Here is a 22,824-nt window from a genome sequence, read left to right on the forward strand (position 1 = left end):
CAGCTTGGAATTTTTTAAGAATATGCCCATACTGGACGAGCGTTGTCTATTTTTTTCTTTAGCAATTATGTTGCAATATCGCCGTAACTTTGCTGTAACGCAATAAACAGAAGCACAGTCATACAATAGAAAAAACAAATATTCCATGTTTGTTTATAGCTGGCGGGAATGTTGTTATCTTGAAGATTGTTTGTTTAAGACAAAGATGGCTGGCCTGCCTTAATCGCATGATCCGCCTCCGGGACACTCAGGAGGAAAACAAATCATATTCGGAGGTGTAATGAAGGAATAGTAAAAAGGTTTTGATCATTTGTATTTTTGTTTTGTAAATTTATGTTTCTAAAAAAGGAGAATATAACCATGAAGTCCAAATATCTGTTTCAAGCATTTGTCCTGCTTGCCATGTTGTTTAGCACGATGGGCACCAGTCAGCAGGCACAGGCCAAAGCTGAGTCTCAAAATGTACGGTCTGTTGAAATTGTCATGCGCAGCCTGACCTATTGGATGCAGTTTATAGCGGCAATGTAAACTCGAACCGCTATGAAAAATGGCCGCTTAGCTTTGCCGAGTCTCACAATTTTGCGGTGACCGTCACCACAACCAATGGCGACTTAACCCCCCTGCTCATCCTCCTAGATGAAGCCAATAATGAAATCGCCAGCGCTGTCGGCACATTGAACAGCAATCAGCCGCTTGGAAATTATTATGTTCAAGTTCAACCCGAAGCAGGAAGCGGCTACTATACCCTGACCATTCGCGAAATTGTAGTAGACACGACCCTCAGTCACCACAACTGTTCTCCCGGTCAGCATTAATATTGATGAGACCGCAACAGCCACTGTCAGTTTGAATAATGTGCCCGCTTCCGGATACCAGGAGCTGAATTTATATGTACTTACGATTCCACTCTGGTGCAGGTAAGCAACATCGCCGGATTCAGGTCTTTTCGGTGCCGATGCGGTATGGCCGTAAACGGCCCTCAAAACGGAAGTTTCATTGTTGCGCTTGGCAGGAAGTAATGGCAATAAAGCGGCCACCAGCGGGTCTGCTTTCACCTTCAGTGCAAAGGGTTGGCGGATGGTAACACAACTGTTGACTGTACTGCCGTGTTTCTGAAGGTGAGCAGTGTTCTCACAGTGTTGCCTCCACGGTCCGGCCAGCCTCGCTATTAATTGTAAGCGTGCCTCCCCTACCGATGGCACACTTACTGGGCAGGTTTTCGCCAGCAAGTCGGTAACCGTTAGCATGTTCGCGGAAGGCGTCACACCAGCCCCCGTAGTCGCCAATGCCGACGGTACTTTTAGTCTCACTGCTTCCGGCAGGAACGTATACCGTCATCGCAAGCGCCGACGGCTTTTTGATGCACAAGGCGCCGCTGTCCTCACTGCTGGAAATATAACCATCATGCCCGTTGTCACATTGATCGCTGGTGACATTGATAATAATGATGTCATTGACCAATATGACGCCATGACCATCGGCATGAGCTATAACGCGCAGTCAGCCCTGCTGCCGCAGATTTGAATAATGATGGCACCATCAACGTACTTGATCTGGAAATCGTCGCCGGCAACTATCGTATGTCTGGCGCGCTCGCCTGGCAGTAATATCTCATCATAACCTTTGGGGCGCACTGGAATCCAGTGCGCCCTTCTTCGGGAGCATCCATGAAATCCATAACTTCCTTTGTACTCGCAATTTTTTTACTTTTTTTTGTTTTGAAGGTCAATGCGCAAACCGCAGAGACGATCTGGCTGACCGCCAGCACGACCGCATTCAAAACTGGAGAAACGGTGATTGTGACGGTGAACTCTTTTCCGCCACGCCGGTGCAGGGATTTACTTTTCAGATCCGTTATGACCCGGCCTGTTTTGCAGCCTGTAAATGCCACCACCCCCATTATCGGCATGAATGGATTGTCCCTTCCTCAAACGGTTGGGTTGGTGGATGCTTCTTTCGCGAGCACAACCCCTCAAACTGCAAATGGTGTATTGGCTGAAGTGAGATTCGTTACTCTGTCAGGATGCCAGACCAATCTCACGTTAGAGAGCGCCGCGCTTGCCATCCGCAATGAATCAGATTCGCCGCTCCGCTTGCAGGTGTGACCATAGGTGAAAAAAATGTCGCTTTGAATATTGACAAGGCGCAGGGGACTTCGACTCCCAGCCCGTATCAGTACACCGCTTTGCTTGCTCCTGAGCCAGGAGTAACCTCCACTGACCCCGATAATTCCCAGCCGGACAATTTGCCTTACCAGCGGGATTGGGATCGGGGGCGCCATTATTGTCGCTGGTTAAATTTTTTTAGACCCGCCTCAGGCAAAAACAAGTGATATGTTGCGCCTTATCAGGTTTGTCTTTTTGATGTCGACAATGGCACGCGGCGGCTTCCCTCCAGACCGCATAATTATAAAATTGGCGGCGCAGTGGATTTTGCCCCGCATGTTAATATGAAGATCGGAGAGGATACATCTAATTTCTGGGTGACTGCTGCCGCGGCTGGAACGATCATTGAAAAATCAACCTGCCACGTAAAAATAGATCATGGCAATGGTTGGATCACAGAATATTGGCATCTGGATAATCTTCAGGTGGCATTTGGCGCTGCTGTTTATCGAAATCAACGTTTGGGTGTGATCGCTGATAGCAAGTATCAAAAAGTATGCACGGGGAATGAATTTCCGGGTCCGCATTTGCATTTTGTGATGCGCCCAAAAATGAAGGAAACAATTTTTTCAGGCTGGATCATTAATTACAATGTAGTCACGAACAAAACAACTTTTACAAAGGCCGGACAAACTCTCGGTTCCTACGTTCCCATTTTGAATGTGCCAAATCTTCAAATTGTTTTGCGTGATCCAATTACCTGGGATGTAGTTTATAAAGGCAGTGTGGATGCGTATCGTTATGAGCGCTGGCCGTTTCAATTAAGTGAGCCGACTAAATTTACTGTAACCGCCACGGCAACCACAAGTGGACTATCCCCTGTAGTTGTTTTGTTGGATGCAAATGGAAATGAAATTTCTCGCGCTTCCGGTGCTTTGACAAGCACCCAACCCGCCGGAAACTATTTTGTTTCAGATCCAGCCTGAGGCGGGAATGGTTTCTATAATTTTCTGTTACATAAGGAAGATATTTCAGGGCCAACCCCAACGCCTTTGCCAACTGAACCTTTGTGTCCACAGTCACCAGCACTGAATTTACCTGTACTTATAACCCTGTCCTGGTTGGGGTGAGCAATATTGTTGTTGCGGGCCTCTTTGGCACAGATCCGGTGGCTGCGATCAATGGTCCGCAGAATGGGACTTTCATTGTCGCGGTTGCGGGAAGTAACGGTAATCGGGCAACAGTCAGCGGGACGGCGTTTACATTTAGTATGACAGGTTTGCAGGAAGGCCAAACTGCAATTGAATGTAAAGCGCGTGTTTCCAAAGGTGACAAGTTGCTTTCTGATATTTTGTACATTGGCGACAGTTTGATCGTTGTGGGAAACATGTCCACGGCAACCGACGCTGATTCCTGTAACACCTACCCGATTTCGACGCGTGATCCAAATCCGATACCGCCGCCAACGATTGCAGGACAGGTTCTTGCGAGTAAGCCCGCGACTGTCAACCTGTATAATGCGGATAATTCACTCGCTGCTTCAGTTGCAGTCAACCCGGATGGTACGTTCAACCTGGTTACTTCCGCTGGAACATACACGGTCATTGCCACTGCAGATGGATTTCTCAATCAGGTTCTGCAACACTGACGGTGGGGAATGTTGTCACCATGCCGGTTGTCAGCTTGATCGCCGGTGACATTGATGGGAATGGAGTGATCGATCAGTATGATGCGCTGACCGTTGGGATGAGTTACAACACCGCGCTTCCTGCTTCAGCTGATTTGAATGCTGACGGTGTGATCAATGTGCTTGACCTTGAAATTCTCGCACGCAACTACCGAAGATCGGGTGCGCTTGCCTGGTAATGGAATTGTGCGTTTAGGAAAAATAAAAAGGCAGTCACTTATTTTTATAGTGACTGCCTTTACTACTGATGTTACGCAGTAAACAATCCCAAGGGATGGCACGATTATAGAATGTGGCGCAGGTCCCAAATCCCGAGGATGATGACACCCTTCGGGGTTGGATGAATTTTGCGTTGATTCAGGATCATTTCACTCCTTCGGAGTTGTGCTACGTAAGGTGTTTTACTAAAACGCGATCTCGCCGATCTGTTCAAAGTTGATGTCGAATAATTCTTCAGCTTCGGTTTCAAGTTCGGCATCGGCGGCGTCTCCGGCGCGGATGCCGCGGTTGCAGTAGGATCTATAAGGGCAGTAATTGCATTTCGAGACTTCATCAGTGAGCGGGAAGTGTGATGCGGTTTTTATTTCCTCCGCGATCTTTGTGAGTGCATCCCAATCCCGTTTGAATTGATCTGCCGTATAAATAAATCGCGCGGGCTCGGTGGGGAAGTCTGCGAACCAGTAGATCATTTCGATCTGCTCCGGTGCAAAAGGTTGACCGTGATTAAGATGCGCGTTGCAGGTAGCGCAATTCAAAGCGGCGCGGACAGTCGTGATAGTCTTGTAAAGAAGATTGGCTGAGAGAGGTCAATTGTTCAGGCATGTTCCTATTTTGCCACAGAATGATTTGCCTATGCTATACTTTTGAAAAATTGGGAGACCCGTATGGGACAGGATACTCAAGTAGCAGTTTTCATAGATTATGACAATATTGAAATGAGCGTGGAAGATGCGCTTGGTAAAGGCGCGGATGTGGATTGGTCGAAGGTGCTGCAAAATGCCACGCAACTGGGGCGCGTGGTTTTGCGCCGCGCCTATGCAGATTGGGCTGAAGCCGCCAGCAAACAGCGTTTGCTGCTCGGCCTCGGCGTGGAGTTGATCCATGTCAATAGCCGGCGCGGAAAGAATGCCGCCGATATTCGCATTGTGATCGATGCGCTCGAATTGCTTTACAACGAACAAAATTCATTTACCCATGTTCTGCTTGTTTCGGGCGATGGTGATTTTACTGAATTGGTTCATCGTCTGCGTTCGCACGGAAAAAATGTGATCGGCATGGGCGTCAGCGGCACGAGCGCGGAATATCTGGTCAATGCCTGCGATAAATTTATTTATTACGATAAATTGCCGGGTGTAAGCAAGGTAAAAAAGAATCAAAACCAAAATCCGCCTGCGCCAAAACAGCAGAATAATAATTCCGCGCGCCCGAGTTTGCCGATGGCAACCACGCCTGAAGGCAAGCTTGAACAATATCTTAATTTACTCAACACGCACAAGATACGCATGTCTCCGGCGGTTCAACGTCCGTTGGTCATTTATAAAATGTATGAGGTTGTTAAAAATAATCCCGAAATTTCCTTTAATCAATTAAAGGAAACCACCGAAGCTTATTTTGAAACAGCGAGTCCCAAAGTGGATGCGCAGCTTGTACTTGATACCGCGCACCAACTCTTTCACACATTCTGCTTCGTGTTTGACAGCGACACAACCGAACGCATCTGGAATCGCAAGATGTGGCTGCCTGAAACTATACACAGTGCGGCAGACCTGCTTGATCTGTGTGACAGCAAGATTTTGCAGTTGTTGATCGCTGACCTCGGCTCGCCCGATAAGCTCGATAAGGAAGTCGCGGCTCGTTTGCTTTATGGCAGTGTGCGCAACCCGAAGGTCTTGGATCACATCGCAAGTTTGATCACAATGGAATAAAAAACATATATACATCCTTCGGCTGCGTTCCTCGAAAACAGCTCGTCACTCCGCTCAGGATGTATATAATTTCATAAATTTCAGTTATAATCGCGGACATGATTTACGATTTCAGTTCAGGCAAATCTCCCCTCATCATTGGTGTGCGTGGCTTTATCTTCGCAGGGCTTCCTTGAATCGCGCCTGCACACTGAAAGCATCCCTTTAACTTTCTCACGCCGCAGGTTGCCCTGCGGTGTTTTTATTTATAACGTGTGGGCGGCCCAACATTGTCAACTTACCCATACAACGAACGGAAAATAAAATGGTACAAATTCAACTCGCAAACATTACTCTGATCCTCGGCGCAAAGCGCATCTTTGAAAACCTGAATTGGGAAATTCAGGACGGACAAAAGATCGGCCTCGTTGGCGCAAACGGCGCGGGGAAGTCCTCGCTCTTCAAGATGATCGAAGGGGAATATTCCCCGAACTAGGCGGATCGATCACCCGCGCTCGCCTCATTACAACGGGATACCTGTCACAACAACCCGAGCTTGATCTTACGCTGACGGCTTTTGACGCCGCGCTCGCGGGCAATCCGCGTGTGGCCGAGATCCACGCGGAATTGGAACACGTGGAAAATAGTTTGGGTGATCCAAACGTTTATGGCAATGAACGCAGACTTCAGCAGGCGCTTGAAGTGCAGCATAAACTTATCGAAGAATATCATGCCCTCGGCGGTGACTCGTACCCCGGGCGCGTTCGTGAACTACTGCTCGGGCTGGGACTCGCTCAAAGTGAAATGACCAAGCCCCTGTCTGTATTAAGCGGCGGGCAGAAAAAACTGGTCGGGTTGGCGCGTCTGCTTTTAATCCGCCCTGATATTTTATTGTTGGATGAGCCGGATAATCATCTTGATCTACCCGGAAAAATGTTCCTTGAAAAACTGATCCGCGAATACGAAGGGACAGTGGTGCTCATCTCGCATGACCGTTATTTGCTTGATGCCGCCGTTACACATATTGCCGAATTGGAAGATGGTAAATTAACTTTATTTGGCGGCAACTACACAGAGTTTGTGCTTGATAAGGAAGAACGCCTGGCGCGGCAGGAAGAGTTATATCAAGTGCAGCAGCGCAGCCTGGCGCGCATGGAAATGGCGATCAAACGCTATAAAGTCTGGGTGCAATTCAATGATAAATTTGCAACCCGCATCCATGCCATGGAGGCACGCATGGAGCGTGTGGACAAAATTGACAGACCAACACTAAATCGCAAACGCATGGAGATGCGCCTGAGCGGCTGGCGCGGTTCGAATAAAGTTTTGGAACTGGCTGATGTTTCAAAATCGTTTGGCTCCAAACAGGTGTTTTCAAAACTCAATGAAACCATCTGGCATGGTGAACGGGTGGGGTTGATCGGCGCGAACGGTGCTGGAAAGTCTGTGTTGCTGCGCATGGTTCTCGGTCAGGAGCAGCCTGATGCAGGTGAGATCAAGATCGGCCCCAGCATCGCCATTGGACATTATGCACAGGAACACGAGACGCTCGATTTCAATCAAACGGTTGTGGATGCTGTCCGCTATGCCGGTGAGATGAGCGAGGGCAGAGCCACTGCTTTTCTGTTGCATTATCTGTTTACATACAAACAGGTCTCACAAAAGATCAGCGAACTCTCAGGCGGTGAACGCAGCCGCTTGCAATTGGCGCTTGTGGTTTTATCTGGTGCAAATTTCTTGTTACTGGATGAGCCCACCAATAATCTTGATATCGCTTCTGCCGAAGTCTTGGAACAGGCACTTGAAGATTTTGAAGGCACGGTGCTCGTCATCTCGCATGACCGTTATTTCCTTGACCGTACAGTTGAAAGACTGCTGGTCATCGAAGATGGTCAGCTGGTTGAATATCAAGGCGGTTACAGTGAATACCTTGAGAAGAAGGATAAGTAAAGTCTTTGAAATCTTAAAGCCCGAATTGCCCAAAAAGAACAACATAAATATAGATGGATTCAAGGAATCAACCAAAGGAGAACGAGATGAATAGAAGAGACTTTTTAAAAGTAGCCGGATTGGGGGTTGCCGCCTCGGCCCTTGCGGCCTGCGCAGAACCCGCGCCAGCCGAAGGTACTGCTGAAACAAATGACCTGCCTGTGCTCGATTGGCAAATGGCGACCAGTTGGTCTGCCGGTTTGGATATATTGTTCGGCGCGACACAGAAATTTGCAGACCGAGTCAAAGCGTTGACTGGTGGAAAGTTCACCATCACGCCGCGTGCTGGCGGTGAACTGGCAAAAGCCACCGAAGTGCTGGATGTCGTGTCCTCGGGCGCGGTACCGATCGGTCACACAGCTTCTTATTATTACATCGGCAAGAGTTGGGTCATGGCATTTGGCACCAGTCTGCCGTTTGGTTTGACCGCGTCACAGCAAAATGCGTGGCTCTACAACGGCGGTGGACTTGAACTACTGCAAGAATTTTATGCCAGGAAATTTAACGTTATTCAATTTCCTGCCGGTAATACAAGCGCACAAATGGGCGGCTGGTTTCGCAAGGAGATTAGCACGGTGGCTGATTTACAGGGTTTGAAAATGCGCTATCCCTGGTTGGGTGGACAGGTCATGTCTGCGTTGGGTGTGCAGGTGCAGAATATTCCCGGCGGTGAAATTTTTCAGGCGCTGGAGACAGGCGCAATTGATGCAGCGGAATGGGTGGGCCCGTATGATGATGAAAAACTCGGTTTACATAAAGCCACTGGCTTTTACTATTTTCCGGGTTGGTGGGAGCCGGGGCCCATCACTTGAGTTGCAAATTAATTTGGATGAGTGGAGTAAACTTCCGGCGCAATATCAGGAGGCGATCAAAGCCGCAAGTTATGAGGCAAATGTTGCCATGGCGGCGCATTATGATGCGGTCAATGGCGAGGCGTTGGAACGTCTGCTGGCGGGCGGGGTGAAATTGCAGGCGTATAGCGATGAGATCATGCAGGCCGCGCAGGAAAGGCCTTTGAACTCTACGATGCCAAGTCTGGCAGGCTTTTTGCCGAGAGGTCGATGAGCCAGGTGACGGTCTGTGGAAAAACAATCACGATAATTAATGCGAGAACTTGCAGGGCCATGAAGGGCAGCGCACCTTTATGAATATCAGATGTAGGGACTTCTTTTGGCGCAGTAGTTTGTAAATAAAAAGTGAAAACCCAACGGGCGGAGAGATGAATGCAGTTTGCAGGTTGATGGCAAAGACGACCGCCAGCCAGACCATATCAATGCCGAGCGCATGTGCGGCAGGGATAAAGAGCGGCATGGCGATGAAACAGATCTCCACGAACTCAAGAAAGACTCCCAACAAAAAGATGGCAATATTTGCGACGATGATGAATCCCCAATATCCACCGGGTAGGTTGACCAGCAGATCAGTGATGAGGCGTTGTCCGCCGAGACCGTCGAAGACCAGACTAAAGAAAGATGAGCAAAACAAAATTGTGATGACCAAAGCTGTCAGTCGTGCTGTGGATATGGCGGCTTCTTTTATCATTTTCATGGTCAGACGTTTGTTCATCAACGCCAGCAGGCATGCGCCCACTGCTCCCACACTGCCTGCTTCGGTGGGTGAGGCCAGCCCAAAGAAGATGCTTCCTAAAACGGAGAACACCATCAACCCAGGTGGAATAATGACTCGAATCGACTGGCGGAGCAAGTCTGCTCCAGTGACGGAAAATGCTTCAGGCGGCAGAACAGGCGCAAGGTCCGGTTTGATGCGGGTGATGATGATAACGTATAAAGCATAAAGCGTGGATAATAAAGTCCAGGAATCAATGCGCCCATAAATAAATCCCCAACTGGCACGCCGATCTGATCACTTAGTACAACAAGCACAAGGCTCGGTGGCAGCATTTGCGCGAGTGTGCCTGATGCGGTGATGACGCCTGTGGCAAGTTGTTTATCGTAGCCGTGACGCAGCATGGTGGGGAGGGCAAGCATGCCCATCATGATGATGGTTGCGGCGACGACGCCCGTTGTAGCGGAGAGGAGTGTGCCAACGAGGATGACCGCCAACGCCAGCCCGCCTCTGATCCTACCCATGAGCCTGCCGACTGTTTCGAGCAGCTCTTCCGCCAGCCCTGACCTTTCAAAGACCGAACCCATAAAAATAAAAAATGGGATCGCGAGCAACGTGAAATCAGACATCGTGCCAAACCAGCGGCTTGGCAAAAGTTTGAGCAGATTAAGGTCAAACGCGCCGAGAGCGTAGCCGATGCCGCCGAAGAGGATCGCCGTTGCGGCAAACGAATAGCCGACGGGGTATCCGCTCATGATGAAAATAAAAAATCCGACGAACATGACGATGGCAAGCCATTCAAAGTGAGTCATAAGATAATTAGAGATTGGTAATTATTTTTCTTGAACGATGCTGATGTTTTTTATGATCTCTGAAAAGGTTTGCAGGAGCAGCATTCCAAAACCGACAAGGATCATACTTTTGATCGGCGCACGCGGCAGACCGTCGGGGTCGGGGGAGAGTTCCCAGGTGCTAAATGTGCCATCAGGCAGACGCCCCCATGATTGTAGAACTGGATGTGTAGTGACGTATAACCCGATGACACAGAATGTAATGAGAAAGAATGTGTGGCCGATCAGATCCACCCATGCTTTTGTTTTTGGAGACCAGTTTGTGTAGAGAAAATCCACGCGGACGTTTTCACCGTGTTTGAGAATGTAGGCAAAGCCCAGCAGGAATGTCAGCGAAAATAAATACCATTGCAGTTCGATCAGCATGTTTGATGTAAGTTTAGTGCCGATAAATCTGCCGAGGTAACGCGCTACAACGTTGTAGAAGCCGACAGCGATGGTCAGCAGAACGCACAAGGCGGATGCCTTGCCGAAATATTCGGTGATGTTGTCTATCGATCGGGAGAGTTCGATGAGGGTTCTCATATTTTAATTGGACGGATAATAGCACAAAAATCAAGCAGGCGATCATATTTTTTCTCTTTTCATAATTTTGCCGTATGCTATACTTGGTTATATATTTCACAAACTTGCAACAAGGGAGTCTGCTATGCCAAAAAATATTGTGTTGACCTTAACCGGCCGCGACAAAATTGGGATCGTTGACAGCGTAACGAGTGTGATCGTCAAACGGAATGGCAATGTAAACGCCAGCCGTATGACACGCCTTGGCGGTGAATTTGCCATGCTCATGTTGATCGCCCTTCCTGATCAGGAATTCGGCGGTCTCGACCAGGATTTTCAATCCATGCGTTCGGATGGCTACCAGATCACCCTTTGCAAACCGAAGATGATTCGAAAAAATATGCCGGCTGGCTGCCTTATGAAATTGAAGTAACAGGTGCGGACCATGAAGGCATCATCCATGAAATTTCCCATCACCTTGCTTCGCAGGGCATTAATATCGAAAACATGGATACGAGTTCTGCGCCCGCGCCCATGAGTGGAACTCCGTTATTTACCATGCAGGGCATCATTGTTGTGCCGCCGCAATTGAATTTCAATATGTGGAGCAATGCATTGGAAGAGATCGGCGATAAATTAAAATGTGAGTGTCAAGGTTGGGGTGGTGAAGTAGGAAAGAAGATTAGGATAGACAAAAGCCCCGCTTCATGCGGGGCTTTTGCTTGCTGCCGTCCGATATTTTTTTTCTTCACTCGTAGCGGAATCTCCAAACGCCTACGCTGAAAAAGATCACTGCAAACCCAATCAGGACTCCCGCTTCGGGCAGGATGTCCATCAATCCGCCGCCGCGCAGGATGAGGTCTAAAAGTCCCTGCATGGCCCAGGTGGTCGGTAATATTTTTACGATGTTCTGTACAACAGCGGGGAATAATTCCATCGGATACCAGCATCCGCCCATGAGCGCCATCACCATGCCCATCATGATACTTAATCCGCTGGCCTGGCCTTCGGTCTTGATGAAGGTTCCCATGGTGGTGCCGATCGCACCTGCGGCCAATGCGGCTGCGGTGAGAATGACGAACAAAGCCAGAGGTTCGCGTCCCCAGTTGAGTTTCATTGCGAAGATGCCGAAAAAGATCAGCAAGGACATTTGCACCAGCGCCATCACGACCTGACCTGCGATCGTACCGAGCAGGTAGGTGGCTTTGCTTGTCGGTGTGGTGAGGATGCGGCGCAGCGTCCCCTGTTGACGTTCATAGGCAAATAAGGCGGAGATGCCAAAGAGCGGAATAAAGACCCAGGTAATAAGCTGCCCGGCGGATGTGCTGGCGCGCGGATCATATTCAATGCGGTCTGGTGTTGAGCCTTCGATGACCGTTACACGCTCGGGAGAGTCCGCTTGCATGGTTTGGGCTAATTTTAAGGCTTCATCGAAATACGCCTGACGATCTGTTTCAGATTCGAACGTCCCATTTTCTTCGGCTGTTTTGACTGCTTGATTCGCGGCGTTGATCGCGCTGCTTACACTGCGGATTGCGGTCTGTACGGCGCGCTCGGCGACAGTGGCATTTAAGTTGTTGGGCTGCTGACGGAAGTCTATTTGTGCGGTGCCATCTTGAATGGCTTGCAGGTCCAGCCCTCGGGATAATTAAGATTACCGTGGCACGGCGCGCATCAAATTGACTCTCGGCTTCTTCAAGTGTTAATACATCAGGTCTCACTGCTGTTGAATTGTTTAATTCGGTAATGATATTCTGTGAGACGGTGGTCTTGGCCTGATCTACAACAACGAGACACGCGGTTATCGTCATCGTTGGATGGTGTCCCGCCTGCCAGCAGGAAGGTGAAGATGAGAGGAAGGATAATAAAGAATATTAATTCTGACGAACTCGCAAAGCGGACGATGGCGTCTTTCCACGCGATGGCAAATATTTTTTTCATTTTTGCACCAGATTTTTTTTGCCGAATAACACAACAGAAACTAAAAATAAGATCATGCCCATTGAAAGCAGAGCAAGTATCGGCGTGGAAAGATCCGTTAATGTCCCGCCGAGACCGAGAGTGGGTAAATCCATCCAATGCCCAGGCGTTGGGAGTAATTTTACTAAAGGCTTGAATCGCGGGCGGCATTTGGTCGAGGTTGACGAAATCCACCGAGGACGCCGAGATCAGTGTGATGGACATCCCGATATTGGCAACCTGTGCGGACGTGCGTGCCAGCGCGGTGATGAACATGCCCCAGCCTGTTGCGCCAAAGACCGCTGCAAGCACGAGGAGAACTACACCGATCGGGTCGCCCCATTTGAGTTGAAATAATAAAGACGATGCGCCGATGAGAATTAACATTTGCGCCGCACCGGTTAAGAAAATGCCAAAAACTTTGCCGCCTAAAATTTGAGTTGAGGTCGTGGGAGAAACAAGCAGACGCGGCAGTGTGCCCTGTGTTTTTCTGCGAGGATCGAGCGTCCGCCGTAACTGACGTGTGTACATTAAGAACATCAACGCCATGCCGGGGCGAGATAAGCGAGGATGTCAAACTTCACTGCTTCACCATTGGCAGTGGATGAATTTATTTTGATTGCGAGTGTGTTATCTGTTGCATTGGATTGCAGTTGACTGTTCATGGCGATGCCAGCAGCTTCGGCTTGCTCGGGTGTGATTCGTCCGCTGGTCATGAGTTGTAAAATGGAAACACCGCCGCTTAGGCTGCCTTCGTTCACGCGGCTGAGGAATTCATCTACGATGGCTTTGATAACGCCTGCGCCTGTGGGCCGTGACGGGTTTGCATACACTTCGATTTTTATAGTTTCATGCACGGCATCTGGATTATCAAAATCACCCTGCTGCGGAATAATGGAACGGGTGAAGCCCGCGGGGATGATGACAACTGCCGCAGCCTGGTCGTCGTCAATTAATTGGCGGGCCGCTTCGGGGTCGGACGAGGCGGTTGGTTCCAGCAAATCGGCAAGTTCTGTCGAGTTGAATGTATCTGTCAGAGCGTTGCCCAGTTGTTCATTATCCAAATTGACAATGATGACGGGAATGTCGGAAAGCCCGCTGTTGTTATTTCCACTAAAACGGCCGGTGACAAGTCCGAGGCCAAGAGTTAACACAAAGGGTGCGGCCAGCATAAGAATCAGCGCGGCGCGGTCGCGAAATGCGAGACGTAAATCTTTGATACCGATCAGGAATGTTTTTAGCATGAATACTCCCGTAAGGACGATAGACAATAGACGGTTGACCGTTTTGCACGGTCCACGGTCAGTGGTCTATCGTCAGTCACGCAACGCTCTGCCCGTAAGATGCAAAAATACAGCTTCAAGATTTGGCTCGCGGATATCAATTGAGCGAATCTTAATTCCGCGATCGTTGGCTTTGCTGACGACTGAAGCCAGCACATCTTTGGCTGAGGGTGTAATGATTGAGATTTCAGTGCCGACCACATTGGCTTCGAGCACATCAGGCAGCCCTTTGAAAGAGGGGAGCAGCGCCTGTGGATCATCATTTTCGTTGATGTGTAATATCAACGTTTCAGATTGACCAACTTGTTGGGTTAGTTCTTTTTGTGTTCCGATGGCGATCAACTCACCGTGGTCGATAATGCCGACACGAGTGGAAAGTTCTTCGGCTTCTTCCATGTAATGCGTAGTGTAGAGCAGGGTCATGCCTTGTTTGTTGAGGTCTTTGACCGTGTCTAAAATTGCGCGGCGTGATTGCGGGTCAATGCCAACAGTGGGTTCATCCATGAAGAGCACTCTGGGTTTATGGAGCAAGCCCACGCCAATATTAACGCGGCGCTTCATTCCGCCTGAATAGGTTTTGACTCTGTCTTTTGCTTTGTCTGTTAATCCAATTTGCTCAAGCACTTCATCCACGCGCAGGTTGAGGGATTTGCCGCTTAAGTTATACATCTGCCCCCAGAAGATCAAGTTCTCGCGTGCGGTCAGATCTTCGTAAAGCGCTAAATCTTGCGGTACGACGCCGATCACATTTCGCACGCCCATCGGATTTTTAGTAACCGAATGTCCGCCAATGACCGCGTCACCAGATGTGGGCGTATATAGTGTGGACAGCATGGATATGGTCGTGGTCTTACCCGCGCCGTTTGGTCCCAGCAAGCTGAAGATTTCTCCTTCTTCGATGTTGAAGGGAAATCCCTTTCACAGCTTGAAAGTCACCGTAGCTTTTACGAGGTTTTGAACTTCTAGAATTGAGGACATGAGCGCTCCTTGTGGAATAAACTACAGTATGTACGCAGGGTTGGGGATAGTGTTGCAGGAAAGCCGAGGACGGAAGGCGGAAAGCGATTTTATTCTGCTTGTCGCTGATTGGTTGGGATAATTTGCGGGCATAGACATCATTTTGCCAAGCATGCGGCACTTCACCTCTTTTGGAGCTCGGCTTGATGTTTGGCTTCGAGATATTCGCAGTCTCTGGCAAAATCCAACCAGACTTGGGTTTCGGTGGCTTCACCGTCTGCATCTGCAAGTTTGCTCAGAAACATTTTTGGGTATTGGCGTTTCCGAAAACCTTCTGCAATATTTGCCGCGACACTTCTAGAAGAACGGCGTATCTGATCTGTAAGCGAATATTTTTCTTCTTTCGGAAATGATTTGCTCGCCTCAAATATTTCCATCGCCAGTTTATATGCCAATTGATACACCTTCAAATCCCGGTGACCTTTCAACTCTTGGTAACTTGACATCCCAGCCTCCTGATAACAAAAAAACACCGCGGCTTTCCGCCTTCTGCCTTCCGTTGTTCCGCCTTCCGCTTACAGCTCTTCCTTCAGCCGGCCATACCTTTTCAAAATACTTCGCACATCCTCATGCGGCAAAGCTTTCGCCTCCACATCGTTGTGCCCCTTCATATCTTCCGCAGCGACCATGGCATTGATAATGGCTTCTTCGGTTGCATAGGCTGTCGCTCCAAGTAACGGATCAATGTGATCATTGGTTAAGGTTTGAATATTTGAAAGTCCCATTTCATTACCATGGACTGCATTGGAGTTCGCTGTGGAGAACGCAAGGAAAATGTCACCAGAGCCATTGCCGCCCAGGCTGCCTGTGCGAGCCATGCCAATGGCTACGCGTTTTGCCAACCGTTTTAGTTGATGAGGAAGCAAAGGCGCATCGGTTGCCACAATAACGATCAACGAACCGTCATCCTGTCTGAATGGATTTTCTCCATTTGTAAAAGGTGCGCCTTCCTGTAAATGTTGTCCCACGGGTGCGCCTGCAATCGTCAGCTGATATCTTCTGCCAAAATTGCACTGCGCCAGCACGCCCACCGTCCAGCCGCCGAGCTTGGTTGGAAGTTTGCGTGATGAAGTTCCCGTGCCGCCTTTAAATTCATAGCACAGCATCCCGGTCCCGCCGCCGACGTTACCTTCCGCGATCGCGCCATCTTTTGCTGAATCCAGAGCTTGCATTACATGCTGTTCATTCACATGAAAACCGTTCATGTCATTCAACCAACCGTCCGCGGTTTCGCCAACTACAGGGCATGACCATTTTGAAAAAGCGCATTGTTCTTTATCTGCCAAGCAATGATCGTGTCGCGCACAATGCCCACGCTATGTGTATTTGTGATCCCAATTGGACCTTCAAGCAGACCGCCTTCCTCAATCCATGCTGCACCTGTCATTTCGCCGTTACCATTAAATGAATGTAGTCCGGCATAGACTGGCGTGTGATCTTTATTGCCATGCGGATGAATGATCGTCACACCCGTCCGGGCTGAGTTGCCTTCGATAACGGTGGCATACCCAACGGTCACGCCTGATACGTCTGTGATCGCATTGTGTGTTCCTGTGCTGCCTTCAAATGGAATCCCCAGGTCTCGTGCGCGTGGTTTTGTCATAAATTTTCCTTTGTGATTTTTACAAGTTGTTTTGCAATACTTTCCATAATTTCATCAGGTACGCCATCCAGCGCCTGTGATTGGACTCGGGTATCAATTTCATCGTTGACATAATCCACGACGACGAATTCATCGGCCAATGCGATCTCAGTGGAAAACCAGTCCAGTTTGCAAATGGACGCAATCCGCTTCGTGACATCCCGCAGCCTGCCCAGGCGATACTGAGACTCTTCCTCCGCTGTGACATTGGCATAGATGTGCGTGGATGTATCCCACCAGCACGGATGCGTTTCACCGTTGGCATAAAAAACGCGGAACCAGGCAGGCGTATCTTCGATCATGCGCGGTGTGACATGCGCCTGAAGTAAATATTTTTGTTCAGGGAATTCCATGCGCGCCTGCAAGATTTCCTCAATGGACGATGCTCCGAGGATCACCCCTTCACCGCCGCCGCCGTTCGATGGCTTGATGACAAAACTCTCGCCAAGCGGGGTCAGGTCAATGGGTGCGACGACCGGCTGCTCAAGAAAGGGCGCAAGCAAAATGGTATGCGGGGTGTGTAGGCCGGCATTGATCAATTCAAGATGCATGGTGGCTTTGTCTTCAGACCAGGCTGAAACCTCGGCGGGATTAATGCGTTTTGCGCCATATTCCAGCGCCCAGCGTGGAATGGGGTCGAAGGCCGGCTCGCCCTGTCCACGGTGCAGCAGAGTTTTGAAGGTAAGCACCCCTTTGTAGAGCGCGGTTATCGATTCTAGCAGATTATCGGGTTTAATCTGCCAGAGGGAAATGCCCTGCTCAATACAGGCGCGTTCCACCATCCCGACAAAGGCTTCGTCATATTCCCAGTACCAGGGCAGGCATAAGTCGTATCGCATCGGGGGAGATTATAAATTAGGAATTAGGTGATTAGGGGTTAGAGATTAGGAGTGATTCGACTTTTGACCTTCGACCTTTGACTCTCTTAATCGCTGGTAAAATGGACGCATAAATTTTTCAAAAGGATAAAAAAATGAGCAAAGATACAGTACAGGACGGGTTGGTTGTTTCAATGGATTACAAATTAACGGTGGACGGTGAGGTGCTTGACTCCTCTGACGATGCCGGTCCTTTGCAATTTCTGGCCGGATACGGAAATATTGTCCCCGGGCTTGAGAGTGAAATGATCGGGATGAAGGTCGGTGAAAGCAAGGACGTTGTTGTTAAACCTGAAGACGGCTACGGCGAATTCGACGACGATGCTTTTATGGATGTGCCGCGCAATGAATTCCCGGCGGATATGGAAATTGAAGAAGGCGTTGAGTTGAACGTCACTGATGAAGACGGTCAGAATCAGTATGCGCGTGTTGATAGTATCACCAAGGAAACCGTGCGTCTCGACTTCAATCATCCACTTGCTGGCGCTGAATTACATTTCAGTGTGAAAGTGGTTGCGCTGCGCGACCCGACCGAAGAGGAACTCGATCACGGTGACGTCCACGAAGAAGGACATCACCACTAGGATATAAAAATCGCTCCCGATTATTTCGAGAGCGATTTTTTCTTTTCCTGCCAGCTCCAGGCTTGTCTGATGCCAAAGCCGAATACCATCAGCCCCAGGATCAAACCGCCGAAGTTACTCATGAAATCGTAAACCAATTCCCATTGAGCGCCGAATAAATATCCAAGTCCGCCGTATAGGCCGATCCATAGGATTTCGCCTGCGGCATCGTAGGCTATGAAGCGGGTGTATTTATATCCGCTGCTGCCTGCGATCAAATTTGTTGGAATGGCCATGGCGGTGATCAACCAACGGGTGAGAAAAACTGCCAGACCTGCGCGTTTTTGAAAAGATGCGCGTGCGCTTCGCCATGCGGGAGATTGTCCAAAACGCTTTTGGACAGAGTCTTTTGCATAATATCCCATGCTGAAACTAAGTGAGTCTCCAAGCAATGCGCCGACCAACCCGAGGATGGCTGCACTGGGAATATCCAAAATGCCTTGTTGACCAAATGCTCCCGCCGCAATAACAACCACTGAAGCGCCAATGGGTAACCCAAGCGCTCCGAGGAATAGTATCAACCCGATCAGTGGTGTGCCGTAATTAATGACTTGTGTAAGAAGAAAATCAGACATGTAAACTTACTTGCTACGGCGCGGGAGGAGCCGTCGGCGGGGGAGCTGTATCGGGAGCAGAGTCGGGCGTCGGCTTGGGTTGATGCGCGAGCAGTGTCGCCTTGACTGTTTGGAGCACGAATCCATCTGCGTCTGGATAATATTCTTCGTTGAGGGCTTCCAAACTTTTATCGTGATTGCCCAGCGGCGAAATTTTCAACGCTTCGTAAATGAACTTTTCAGGCACATAGTATGTTCTTGAAATAAAGGATACGGTCATCCAATCGCGCACCAATTCGACATCGGTTTCGACCTCACCGGGCGGGGGCGGACGATGTCCGTCAAACTTTCTGAAGGCACGCAGAGCGCGCATTCCAAAAAAAACTGTGAATAGAAATCCAAATATGATGAGCGCAATGATCAACGCGCGCTGTTTGGGATTTACCTTAGAAGACATGACTCCCTCTTGAAATTAATCCTGCCATTCCAATTCGAAGTTGCCAATGTAAACGGTATCGCCTTCCTGAACACCTGCTTCACGCAAGGCTTTGTCTACACCGAGTTTTTCCAATAGTTTTGGAATCGACGCAGGGAACCATCGTGCTCGAAGTAGGTCATCTTGGCAGAGCGTTCGATTGCCACGCCAGAGACGCGCCAATTGCCGTCTTCTTCGCGTGTGATCTCGAAAATGTTCGGGTCCACATCGGGTCTGTATACGGGCAGGGTTTCTTCCACATCTTCCACGGGAATGTCTGCCAGTTTTTGATACGCGGCGATTAAGATGTCGCGGGTGTTGGTGCGGGTCATGGCAGAGATCGTGATGATGTCTACTTTTTTCTTTTTGAAACTGGCCTTGATTTCCTTGAGGCGTTCCTGCACATCGGGCTGATCGATTTTATTGATCGCTACGATCTGCGGTTTGGTCGCAAGTTTGGGATCAAAGAGCGCCAATTCGCTGTTGATCTGACTATAGTCCGCGAGCGGATCTTCAGACAAACCATCCACCATATGGATCAGTACACGGTGCGTTGAATGTGACGCAGGAAATCATGGCCCGAGTCCTGCGCCTTCTGCCGCGCCTTCGATCAAGCCCGGAATATCCGCCATGACGACGGTTGTGTCATCGTCAATATTTGCCACGCCGAGGTTTGGTTCAAGGGTGGTGAAGGGATAGTCACCGATCTTTGGTTTGGCATTTGTCAGTGCGCCGAGCAATGTGGATTTGCCCGCATTGGGCAAACCGATAATGCCAATATCGGCGATGAGTTTTAGCTCAAGCCGGATCATTTTTTCTTCATGCGGTTCACCGCGTTCCGCCGTGCGTGGCGCTTGATTACGTGAAGTGGCGTAGTGCTGATTGCCCAGTCCGCCGCGGCCGCCTTTGCAAACCAAAAGCTGCTGGCCGGGTGTGGTGAGGTCACCGAGCAGCACGCCAGTTTCAGCATCATAAATAACAGTTCCGGGCGGCACTGGGATAATGCGGTCTTTTCCACCGCGTCCGGTCTTTGGGAGCCGCCGCCATTTTTTACCGTCATCTGCTGCAAATTTTTCGTTTTGTCGAAACGCGGAAAGTGTATTGAGTGTGGCTTTAACTTCAAAGATGAGGTTTCCGCCTCTGCCGCCATCGCCGCCATCGGGTCCGCCGAGGGGAACGAATTTTTCACGGCGGAAATGTACCATTCCGTCGCCGCCTTTGCCTGATCGTACGTGAATATTTACCTGATCTATAAACATGTTGGTCTCATTATCTCTTTATTGTGGGCCTTGCGATTTTTTCAATTATAGCCGTTTCATGGTCATTTCGTTGTTTGTTAAATATGAAGGCTTCGGAGACCATTTTTGATCTCCGAAGCCTGGGCAATCTAACGAACAGGCTAAAGCTATTTGTTGACCAATTTCCACGCGGCGGGCAAAGCCAGGGAAGCCGCGAGCAATTTGATAATATCACCAATAAGGAATGGAATCAACCCAAATGTGACTGCTTTGCTCCAACTGCCCAACATCACCGCCAGCCATGTCACACCACAGGCATAAATGAGGACTGTGCCAACCAAAAATGGGATGAATGAAGTGCTGACGCTTCTTTCCAAGCCCTTTTCTGCCAGCCGACCTATAACATACGCTGCGCCGATAAATCCCAGCAGATAGCCGGCGGTTGCCCCAGTCAGCACGGATAAGCCATGCGCGCCGCCTGCAAAAAATGGCAGGCCGAGTGCGCCTTCTGCGAGATACAAGGTCAACGAGGCTGCGCCGCGTTTTGATCCCAATGCCGCGCCGACCAGCAGCACGCCAAAGGTTTGACCCGTGATCGGTACAGGGGTGAAAGGCAGGGGAATCTCAACTTGAGCCAATGCGGCGACAAACAAAGATCCAAGGATGATAAGTGTCAGGTCGCGCAGCCAGCTTGCAGAGCGGGGAAAGAGACGTAGAGAAATAGTTGGAGCCAATGTAGTCATGTTTATATTTCCTTTATTTATTTAAAATTTTTTTATCTATATTTCTTCCACAAAAAAGCGCAGACGGTTCAGGGTGGTCCATTCTGTGGTGCCATCCTCATATTCCACTTCCACGCGATCACCATCGGTGTTGATGACGATCACATCATAATACTGATCGTCTTTCGCGGATTTACATTCGATCTCTTCGTCCACTTCCACCTTGTATTCCTCAAGATAGTCAGCGTCTGTCCATTCCTCTTCCCCGTATCAAAGCGGATGGAAATATCATCGCCTTCGATCGAGAGGATCGTAGCGGGGTAAAAATATTCATCATCATCCCAAAATGCAAATGTACGGTCGCCTTCGTTCCAGTATTCCATGTTAATGTCCTTTTTTAATTTAATAGAAATTATATGTTCATTATAGCAAAGATGCTGGGAATCCCGCCTCAATGTTCTTCTTGTTGTTGTCAAAGTTGAATAACAAAAATGAAACGCCATAAACTTTGAAAGTCTAGTAGAATTCCTCTATTCCGTTATATTACACACCACGATATGAGATACTTTTTCCCTCAGGTTGAAGATATTCCAATTAATACCTCCTCCAAAAGCGTGGAGGGTTATTTTCGTAGTGCAGGTGCAACGGGTCTGGTGGAGAAACGCATCAGTGGCGATCAGTCAGCTGTTTTGCTCTTGATTGGGGGAACGCCGTGCATGGCATATATGATCGAAGACGGTCAAAGCAAACCGCTTTTGCTGACAGAGTTCTCGTCTTTAAATGAAAATGGTATTCAAGTCCGTGCCATTCAAATCCCTGATGTTGCCGGAAGGTTGGCACTGCTGGCTTTGGAATCTCAGGTGAAACATAATTATGTAGTCGCATAAGTACCGAGTCCTGGGAAAAACAAGTTGCTCAATGGCGGCAGGAACAGTGGAATGGGTTATGGAAATTACCGCTCCAAAATCACATGGGTTTGCGCTCTTTTACAGGGCGAACCTCAACAATCGGATATGATTTTTTCCACGACTGAGGGATTTGTCACCAGTCTGCCTGATATGGGCATGATCAATGAATCCCCTGGGACATCGTCACATATTCCTGCCTACTTCGACGCAGGCTTATCAATGTGCTGTGTTACGGCACGGAGCCATGCATTGGAGTCGTAAAATCTTGAGCCGCTACAAAGAGATGGTCGGCGTCAAGCTCCTGCAAATGATGGATCGGGAACTCAATCGTCAAATTCAGCCCTGGCATTGGAACATTGCGCTTGATGAAAATGATATGGTGGACAGACATTTTTTCCCATATATTACTGAGGCCGCACATGCGTACCGCGCATTATTCATGGCGATGGGTGCGCAAATGAATATTGTGATCGGAAATAACCTAACTCAAAGACTGTTGAATGAAACCTTTGAACAGATCAACCCTGACGAACGTGCTCTTCTACAGTCTCAGCGTTTGATTCCCGCGGCATTTTCGGAATAGAAGCGATGCACAATCCAAAAATATTAAAACTTTCCCCGGTACGTATCTTTCATAAGTTTTGTGGTGTATGCGATCCTGCGTGTCTCATCGCCTAGTCCTTTATGCCGAACCCCTTACTGAAAAAATTTCGCCGTATGTGAACGATGTACTTTTTGATGTCCTCGTGATGATAATACCTGCCATTGGCGCCGCAATTGCCGGGACCTTGCTTACCTGTCAATTTGAAAAGGTGAGACCCCCCACCAGATTGGCAGGCTTTTTGCCGTCGGGCTGTGGTTCTGGGTGGCGGGTGAGATCGGCGGTATGGTCTATGATTATTTGTACTGGGATGCAACC

31 protein-coding genes and 4 pseudogenes are annotated in these 22,824 nt (G+C 49.1%); 17 read left to right on the forward strand and 18 right to left on the reverse strand.

What is annotated here, in order from left to right; all coding sequences use genetic code 11:
• Nucleotides 1-360 precede the first annotated feature (360 nt).
• The 8 genes from IPL71_RS04510 to IPL71_RS04540 all read left to right on the forward strand — a co-directional run bounded on the left by IPL71_RS04510 (nt 361) and on the right by IPL71_RS04540 (nt 3,971).
• Nucleotides 361-528 (forward strand): hypothetical protein, encoded by a 168-nt coding sequence (locus IPL71_RS04510; RefSeq protein ID WP_345319281.1) that lies wholly within the window; start codon nt 361-363, stop codon nt 526-528.
• Nucleotides 501-815, forward strand: a complete 315-nt coding sequence (locus IPL71_RS04515; RefSeq protein ID WP_345319283.1) for a hypothetical protein — start codon at nt 501-503, stop codon at nt 813-815. Before IPL71_RS04510 ends, IPL71_RS04515 begins: the two co-directional genes overlap by 28 nt.
• 430 nt (nt 816-1,245) lie before the next feature.
• On the forward strand, nt 1,246-1,524 hold the full coding sequence (locus IPL71_RS04520) for a hypothetical protein (RefSeq protein WP_345319285.1): 279 nt from the start codon (nt 1,246-1,248) through the stop codon (nt 1,522-1,524).
• Nucleotides 1,521-1,607: a hypothetical protein gene (locus IPL71_RS25780; RefSeq protein ID WP_514130741.1), complete on the forward strand. Its 87-nt coding sequence runs from the start codon at nt 1,521-1,523 to the stop codon at nt 1,605-1,607. Before IPL71_RS04520 ends, IPL71_RS25780 begins: the two co-directional genes overlap by 4 nt.
• A 60-nt stretch (nt 1,608-1,667) precedes the next feature.
• A complete protein-coding gene (locus tag IPL71_RS04525) occupies nt 1,668-2,105 on the forward strand; it encodes a hypothetical protein (RefSeq protein ID WP_345319287.1) in 438 nt (145 codons plus the stop codon).
• Nucleotides 2,106-2,425: 320 nt separating this feature from the next.
• Nucleotides 2,426-3,091 (forward strand): M23 family metallopeptidase, encoded by a 666-nt coding sequence (locus tag IPL71_RS04530; RefSeq protein WP_345319289.1) that lies wholly within the window; start codon nt 2,426-2,428, stop codon nt 3,089-3,091.
• Between the two features lie 83 nt (nt 3,092-3,174).
• A complete protein-coding gene (locus IPL71_RS04535) occupies nt 3,175-3,753 on the forward strand; it encodes a carboxypeptidase-like regulatory domain-containing protein (RefSeq protein ID WP_345319291.1) in 579 nt (192 codons plus the stop codon).
• Between the two features lie 20 nt (nt 3,754-3,773).
• Nucleotides 3,774-3,971, forward strand: a complete 198-nt coding sequence (locus IPL71_RS04540) for a dockerin type I domain-containing protein (protein WP_345319293.1) — start codon at nt 3,774-3,776, stop codon at nt 3,969-3,971.
• Nucleotides 3,972-4,196: 225 nt separating this feature from the next.
• Here the strand turns inward: IPL71_RS04540 and IPL71_RS04545 are convergent, their stop codons facing one another.
• Together IPL71_RS04545 and IPL71_RS04550 are read right to left on the reverse strand one after the other, a co-directional pair.
• Complete coding sequence (locus IPL71_RS04545) at nt 4,197-4,547, reverse strand: PD-(D/E)XK nuclease family protein (protein ID WP_345319295.1); 351 nt, start codon at nt 4,545-4,547, stop codon at nt 4,197-4,199.
• The gene (locus tag IPL71_RS04550) at nt 4,516-4,614 is read right to left on the reverse strand and encodes a PD-(D/E)XK nuclease family protein (protein ID WP_345319296.1); all 99 of its coding nucleotides are present in this window, start codon (nt 4,612-4,614) and stop codon (nt 4,516-4,518) included. Before IPL71_RS04550 ends, IPL71_RS04545 begins: the two co-directional genes overlap by 32 nt.
• Before the next feature lie 62 nt (nt 4,615-4,676).
• Between IPL71_RS04550 and IPL71_RS04555 the strand changes: the two genes are divergently transcribed.
• The 4 genes and pseudogenes from IPL71_RS04555 to IPL71_RS04570 all read left to right on the forward strand — a co-directional run.
• The gene (locus IPL71_RS04555) at nt 4,677-5,717 is read left to right on the forward strand and encodes an NYN domain-containing protein (protein ID WP_345319298.1); all 1,041 of its coding nucleotides are present in this window, start codon (nt 4,677-4,679) and stop codon (nt 5,715-5,717) included.
• Nucleotides 5,718-6,021: 304 nt separating this feature from the next.
• On the forward strand, nt 6,022-6,192 hold the full coding sequence (locus IPL71_RS04560) for an ATP-binding cassette domain-containing protein (protein ID WP_345319300.1): 171 nt from the start codon (nt 6,022-6,024) through the stop codon (nt 6,190-6,192).
• Between the two features lie 41 nt (nt 6,193-6,233).
• Entirely contained in the window at nt 6,234-7,646 is a 1,413-nt protein-coding gene (locus IPL71_RS04565) for an ABC-F family ATP-binding cassette domain-containing protein (protein ID WP_345319917.1), read from the forward strand.
• An 86-nt stretch (nt 7,647-7,732) separates the two neighbouring features.
• Nucleotides 7,733-8,693 (forward strand): annotated as a pseudogene (locus IPL71_RS04570) (TRAP transporter substrate-binding protein); the annotation flags it as partial.
• Nucleotides 8,694-8,706: 13 nt separating this feature from the next.
• On the opposite strand, the pseudogene IPL71_RS04575 reads toward IPL71_RS04570, so the two are convergent.
• Together IPL71_RS04575 and IPL71_RS04580 are read right to left on the reverse strand one after the other, a co-directional pair.
• A pseudogene (locus IPL71_RS04575) lies at nt 8,707-10,063 on the reverse strand (TRAP transporter large permease).
• Nucleotides 10,064-10,084: 21 nt separating this feature from the next.
• Entirely contained in the window at nt 10,085-10,627 is a 543-nt protein-coding gene (locus IPL71_RS04580) for a TRAP transporter small permease subunit (protein WP_345319303.1), read from the reverse strand.
• 124 nt (nt 10,628-10,751) lie between these two features.
• On the opposite strand from IPL71_RS04580, the gene IPL71_RS04585 reads away from it, so the two are divergent.
• Together IPL71_RS04585 and IPL71_RS04590 are read left to right on the forward strand one after the other, a co-directional pair.
• Nucleotides 10,752-11,039, forward strand: coding sequence for an ACT domain-containing protein (locus IPL71_RS04585; RefSeq protein ID WP_345319305.1), 288 nt, complete (start codon nt 10,752-10,754; stop codon nt 11,037-11,039).
• Complete coding sequence (locus IPL71_RS04590) at nt 10,979-11,389, forward strand: glycine cleavage system transcriptional repressor (protein ID WP_345319307.1); 411 nt, start codon at nt 10,979-10,981, stop codon at nt 11,387-11,389. The genes IPL71_RS04585 and IPL71_RS04590 overlap by 61 nt, the downstream gene beginning before the upstream one ends.
• Here IPL71_RS04590 and IPL71_RS04595 read toward each other — a convergent pair.
• From IPL71_RS04595 to IPL71_RS04630, 7 genes and pseudogenes are all read right to left on the reverse strand, one after another.
• The gene (locus IPL71_RS04595) at nt 11,355-12,242 is read right to left on the reverse strand and encodes an ABC transporter permease (RefSeq protein ID WP_345319919.1); all 888 of its coding nucleotides are present in this window, start codon (nt 12,240-12,242) and stop codon (nt 11,355-11,357) included. The genes IPL71_RS04590 and IPL71_RS04595 overlap by 35 nt on opposite strands.
• 74 nt (nt 12,243-12,316) lie before the next feature.
• Entirely contained in the window at nt 12,317-13,096 is a 780-nt protein-coding gene (locus tag IPL71_RS04600; protein WP_345319308.1) for an ABC transporter permease, read from the reverse strand.
• Nucleotides 13,097-13,104: 8 nt separating this feature from the next.
• On the reverse strand, nt 13,105-13,809 hold the full coding sequence (locus IPL71_RS04605; RefSeq protein WP_345319309.1) for an ABC transporter permease: 705 nt from the start codon (nt 13,807-13,809) through the stop codon (nt 13,105-13,107).
• A gap of 72 nt (nt 13,810-13,881) precedes the next feature.
• Nucleotides 13,882-14,724 carry an ATP-binding cassette domain-containing protein gene (locus IPL71_RS04610; RefSeq protein ID WP_345319311.1) on the reverse strand — a complete coding sequence of 281 codons (843 nt, stop codon included), beginning with the start codon at nt 14,722-14,724 and terminating at the stop codon, nt 13,882-13,884.
• 263 nt (nt 14,725-14,987) lie between these two features.
• A complete protein-coding gene (locus tag IPL71_RS04615; protein ID WP_345319313.1) occupies nt 14,988-15,311 on the reverse strand; it encodes a four helix bundle protein in 324 nt (107 codons plus the stop codon).
• Between the two features lie 69 nt (nt 15,312-15,380).
• A pseudogene (locus tag IPL71_RS04620) lies at nt 15,381-16,468 on the reverse strand (DmpA family aminopeptidase).
• Nucleotides 16,465-17,346 carry an ATP-grasp domain-containing protein gene (locus IPL71_RS04630; protein WP_345319319.1) on the reverse strand — a complete coding sequence of 294 codons (882 nt, stop codon included), beginning with the start codon at nt 17,344-17,346 and terminating at the stop codon, nt 16,465-16,467. The pseudogene IPL71_RS04620 and the gene IPL71_RS04630 overlap by 4 nt, the downstream one beginning before the upstream one ends.
• 134 nt (nt 17,347-17,480) lie before the next feature.
• On the opposite strand from IPL71_RS04630, the gene IPL71_RS04635 reads away from it, so the two are divergent.
• Nucleotides 17,481-17,969 (forward strand): FKBP-type peptidyl-prolyl cis-trans isomerase, encoded by a 489-nt coding sequence (locus IPL71_RS04635; protein WP_345319321.1) that lies wholly within the window; start codon nt 17,481-17,483, stop codon nt 17,967-17,969.
• A 20-nt stretch (nt 17,970-17,989) separates the two neighbouring features.
• On the opposite strand, the gene IPL71_RS04640 is transcribed toward IPL71_RS04635, so the two are convergent.
• The 7 genes and pseudogenes from IPL71_RS04640 to IPL71_RS04670 form a co-directional block, all read right to left on the reverse strand.
• Complete coding sequence (locus IPL71_RS04640) at nt 17,990-18,583, reverse strand: DedA family protein (RefSeq protein WP_345319323.1); 594 nt, start codon at nt 18,581-18,583, stop codon at nt 17,990-17,992.
• A gap of 13 nt (nt 18,584-18,596) precedes the next feature.
• A complete protein-coding gene (locus IPL71_RS04645; protein WP_345319325.1) occupies nt 18,597-19,019 on the reverse strand; it encodes a hypothetical protein in 423 nt (140 codons plus the stop codon).
• 15 nt (nt 19,020-19,034) lie between these two features.
• Nucleotides 19,035-19,106 (reverse strand): DUF1967 domain-containing protein, encoded by a 72-nt coding sequence (locus tag IPL71_RS04650; protein ID WP_514130742.1) that lies wholly within the window; start codon nt 19,104-19,106, stop codon nt 19,035-19,037.
• Nucleotides 19,104-19,570, reverse strand: a pseudogene (cgtA, locus tag IPL71_RS04655) (Obg family GTPase CgtA); the annotation flags it as partial. The gene IPL71_RS04650 and the pseudogene cgtA, both read right to left, overlap by 3 nt.
• A 39-nt stretch (nt 19,571-19,609) precedes the next feature.
• Nucleotides 19,610-20,296 (reverse strand): GTPase ObgE, encoded by a 687-nt coding sequence (gene obgE / locus IPL71_RS04660; protein ID WP_345319331.1) that lies wholly within the window; start codon nt 20,294-20,296, stop codon nt 19,610-19,612.
• 146 nt (nt 20,297-20,442) lie between these two features.
• On the reverse strand, nt 20,443-21,018 hold the full coding sequence (locus IPL71_RS04665) for a biotin transporter BioY (protein WP_345319333.1): 576 nt from the start codon (nt 21,016-21,018) through the stop codon (nt 20,443-20,445).
• A 140-nt stretch (nt 21,019-21,158) separates the two neighbouring features.
• Nucleotides 21,159-21,380 carry a tudor domain-containing protein gene (locus tag IPL71_RS04670; protein ID WP_345319335.1) on the reverse strand — a complete coding sequence of 74 codons (222 nt, stop codon included), beginning with the start codon at nt 21,378-21,380 and terminating at the stop codon, nt 21,159-21,161.
• Nucleotides 21,381-21,554: 174 nt separating this feature from the next.
• On the opposite strand from IPL71_RS04670, the gene IPL71_RS04675 reads away from it, so the two are divergent.
• Entirely contained in the window at nt 21,555-21,884 is a 330-nt protein-coding gene (locus IPL71_RS04675; protein WP_345319336.1) for a hypothetical protein, read from the forward strand.
• A 184-nt stretch (nt 21,885-22,068) separates the two neighbouring features.
• Nucleotides 22,069-22,488 (forward strand): hypothetical protein, encoded by a 420-nt coding sequence (locus tag IPL71_RS04680; RefSeq protein WP_345319337.1) that lies wholly within the window; start codon nt 22,069-22,071, stop codon nt 22,486-22,488.
• Nucleotides 22,489-22,824 lie beyond the last annotated feature (336 nt).

The organism is Candidatus Villigracilis proximus, from assembly GCF_016717045.1.
Classification (GTDB): domain Bacteria; phylum Chloroflexota; class Anaerolineae; order Anaerolineales; family Villigracilaceae; genus Villigracilis; species Villigracilis proximus.

Excerpts from the sequence above, each read along its gene's own strand:
- IPL71_RS04670 (WP_345319335.1), bottom strand. The coding sequence starts at position 21,380 with ATGGAATACTGGAACGAAGGCGACCGTACATTTGCATTTTGGGATGAT.
- IPL71_RS04600 (WP_345319308.1), bottom strand. The coding sequence starts at position 13,096 with ATGTACACACGTCAGTTACGGCGGACGCTCGATCCTCGCAGAAAAACA.
- IPL71_RS04580 (WP_345319303.1), bottom strand. The coding sequence starts at position 10,627 with ATGAGAACCCTCATCGAACTCTCCCGATCGATAGACAACATCACCGAA.
- IPL71_RS04560 (WP_345319300.1), top strand. The coding sequence starts at position 6,022 with ATGGTACAAATTCAACTCGCAAACATTACTCTGATCCTCGGCGCAAAG.
- IPL71_RS04555 (WP_345319298.1), top strand. The coding sequence starts at position 4,677 with ATGGGACAGGATACTCAAGTAGCAGTTTTCATAGATTATGACAATATT.
- IPL71_RS04540 (WP_345319293.1), top strand. The coding sequence starts at position 3,774 with ATGCCGGTTGTCAGCTTGATCGCCGGTGACATTGATGGGAATGGAGTG.
- IPL71_RS04680 (WP_345319337.1), top strand. The coding sequence starts at position 22,069 with ATGAATCCCCTGGGACATCGTCACATATTCCTGCCTACTTCGACGCAG.
- IPL71_RS04550 (WP_345319296.1), bottom strand. The coding sequence starts at position 4,614 with ATGCCTGAACAATTGACCTCTCTCAGCCAATCTTCTTTACAAGACTAT.
- IPL71_RS04520 (WP_345319285.1), top strand. The coding sequence starts at position 1,246 with ATGTTCGCGGAAGGCGTCACACCAGCCCCCGTAGTCGCCAATGCCGAC.
- IPL71_RS04605 (WP_345319309.1), bottom strand. The coding sequence starts at position 13,809 with ATGCTAAAAACATTCCTGATCGGTATCAAAGATTTACGTCTCGCATTT.
- obgE (WP_345319331.1), bottom strand. The coding sequence starts at position 20,296 with ATGTTTATAGATCAGGTAAATATTCACGTACGATCAGGCAAAGGCGGC.
- IPL71_RS04640 (WP_345319323.1), bottom strand. The coding sequence starts at position 18,583 with ATGTCTGATTTTCTTCTTACACAAGTCATTAATTACGGCACACCACTG.
- IPL71_RS04525 (WP_345319287.1), top strand. The coding sequence starts at position 1,668 with ATGAAATCCATAACTTCCTTTGTACTCGCAATTTTTTTACTTTTTTTT.
- IPL71_RS04645 (WP_345319325.1), bottom strand. The coding sequence starts at position 19,019 with ATGTCTTCTAAGGTAAATCCCAAACAGCGCGCGTTGATCATTGCGCTC.
- IPL71_RS04635 (WP_345319321.1), top strand. The coding sequence starts at position 17,481 with ATGAGCAAAGATACAGTACAGGACGGGTTGGTTGTTTCAATGGATTAC.
- IPL71_RS04665 (WP_345319333.1), bottom strand. The coding sequence starts at position 21,018 with ATGACTACATTGGCTCCAACTATTTCTCTACGTCTCTTTCCCCGCTCT.
- IPL71_RS04615 (WP_345319313.1), bottom strand. The coding sequence starts at position 15,311 with ATGTCAAGTTACCAAGAGTTGAAAGGTCACCGGGATTTGAAGGTGTAT.
- IPL71_RS04585 (WP_345319305.1), top strand. The coding sequence starts at position 10,752 with ATGCCAAAAAATATTGTGTTGACCTTAACCGGCCGCGACAAAATTGGG.
- IPL71_RS04675 (WP_345319336.1), top strand. The coding sequence starts at position 21,555 with ATGAGATACTTTTTCCCTCAGGTTGAAGATATTCCAATTAATACCTCC.
- IPL71_RS04510 (WP_345319281.1), top strand. The coding sequence starts at position 361 with ATGAAGTCCAAATATCTGTTTCAAGCATTTGTCCTGCTTGCCATGTTG.
- IPL71_RS04630 (WP_345319319.1), bottom strand. The coding sequence starts at position 17,346 with ATGCGATACGACTTATGCCTGCCCTGGTACTGGGAATATGACGAAGCC.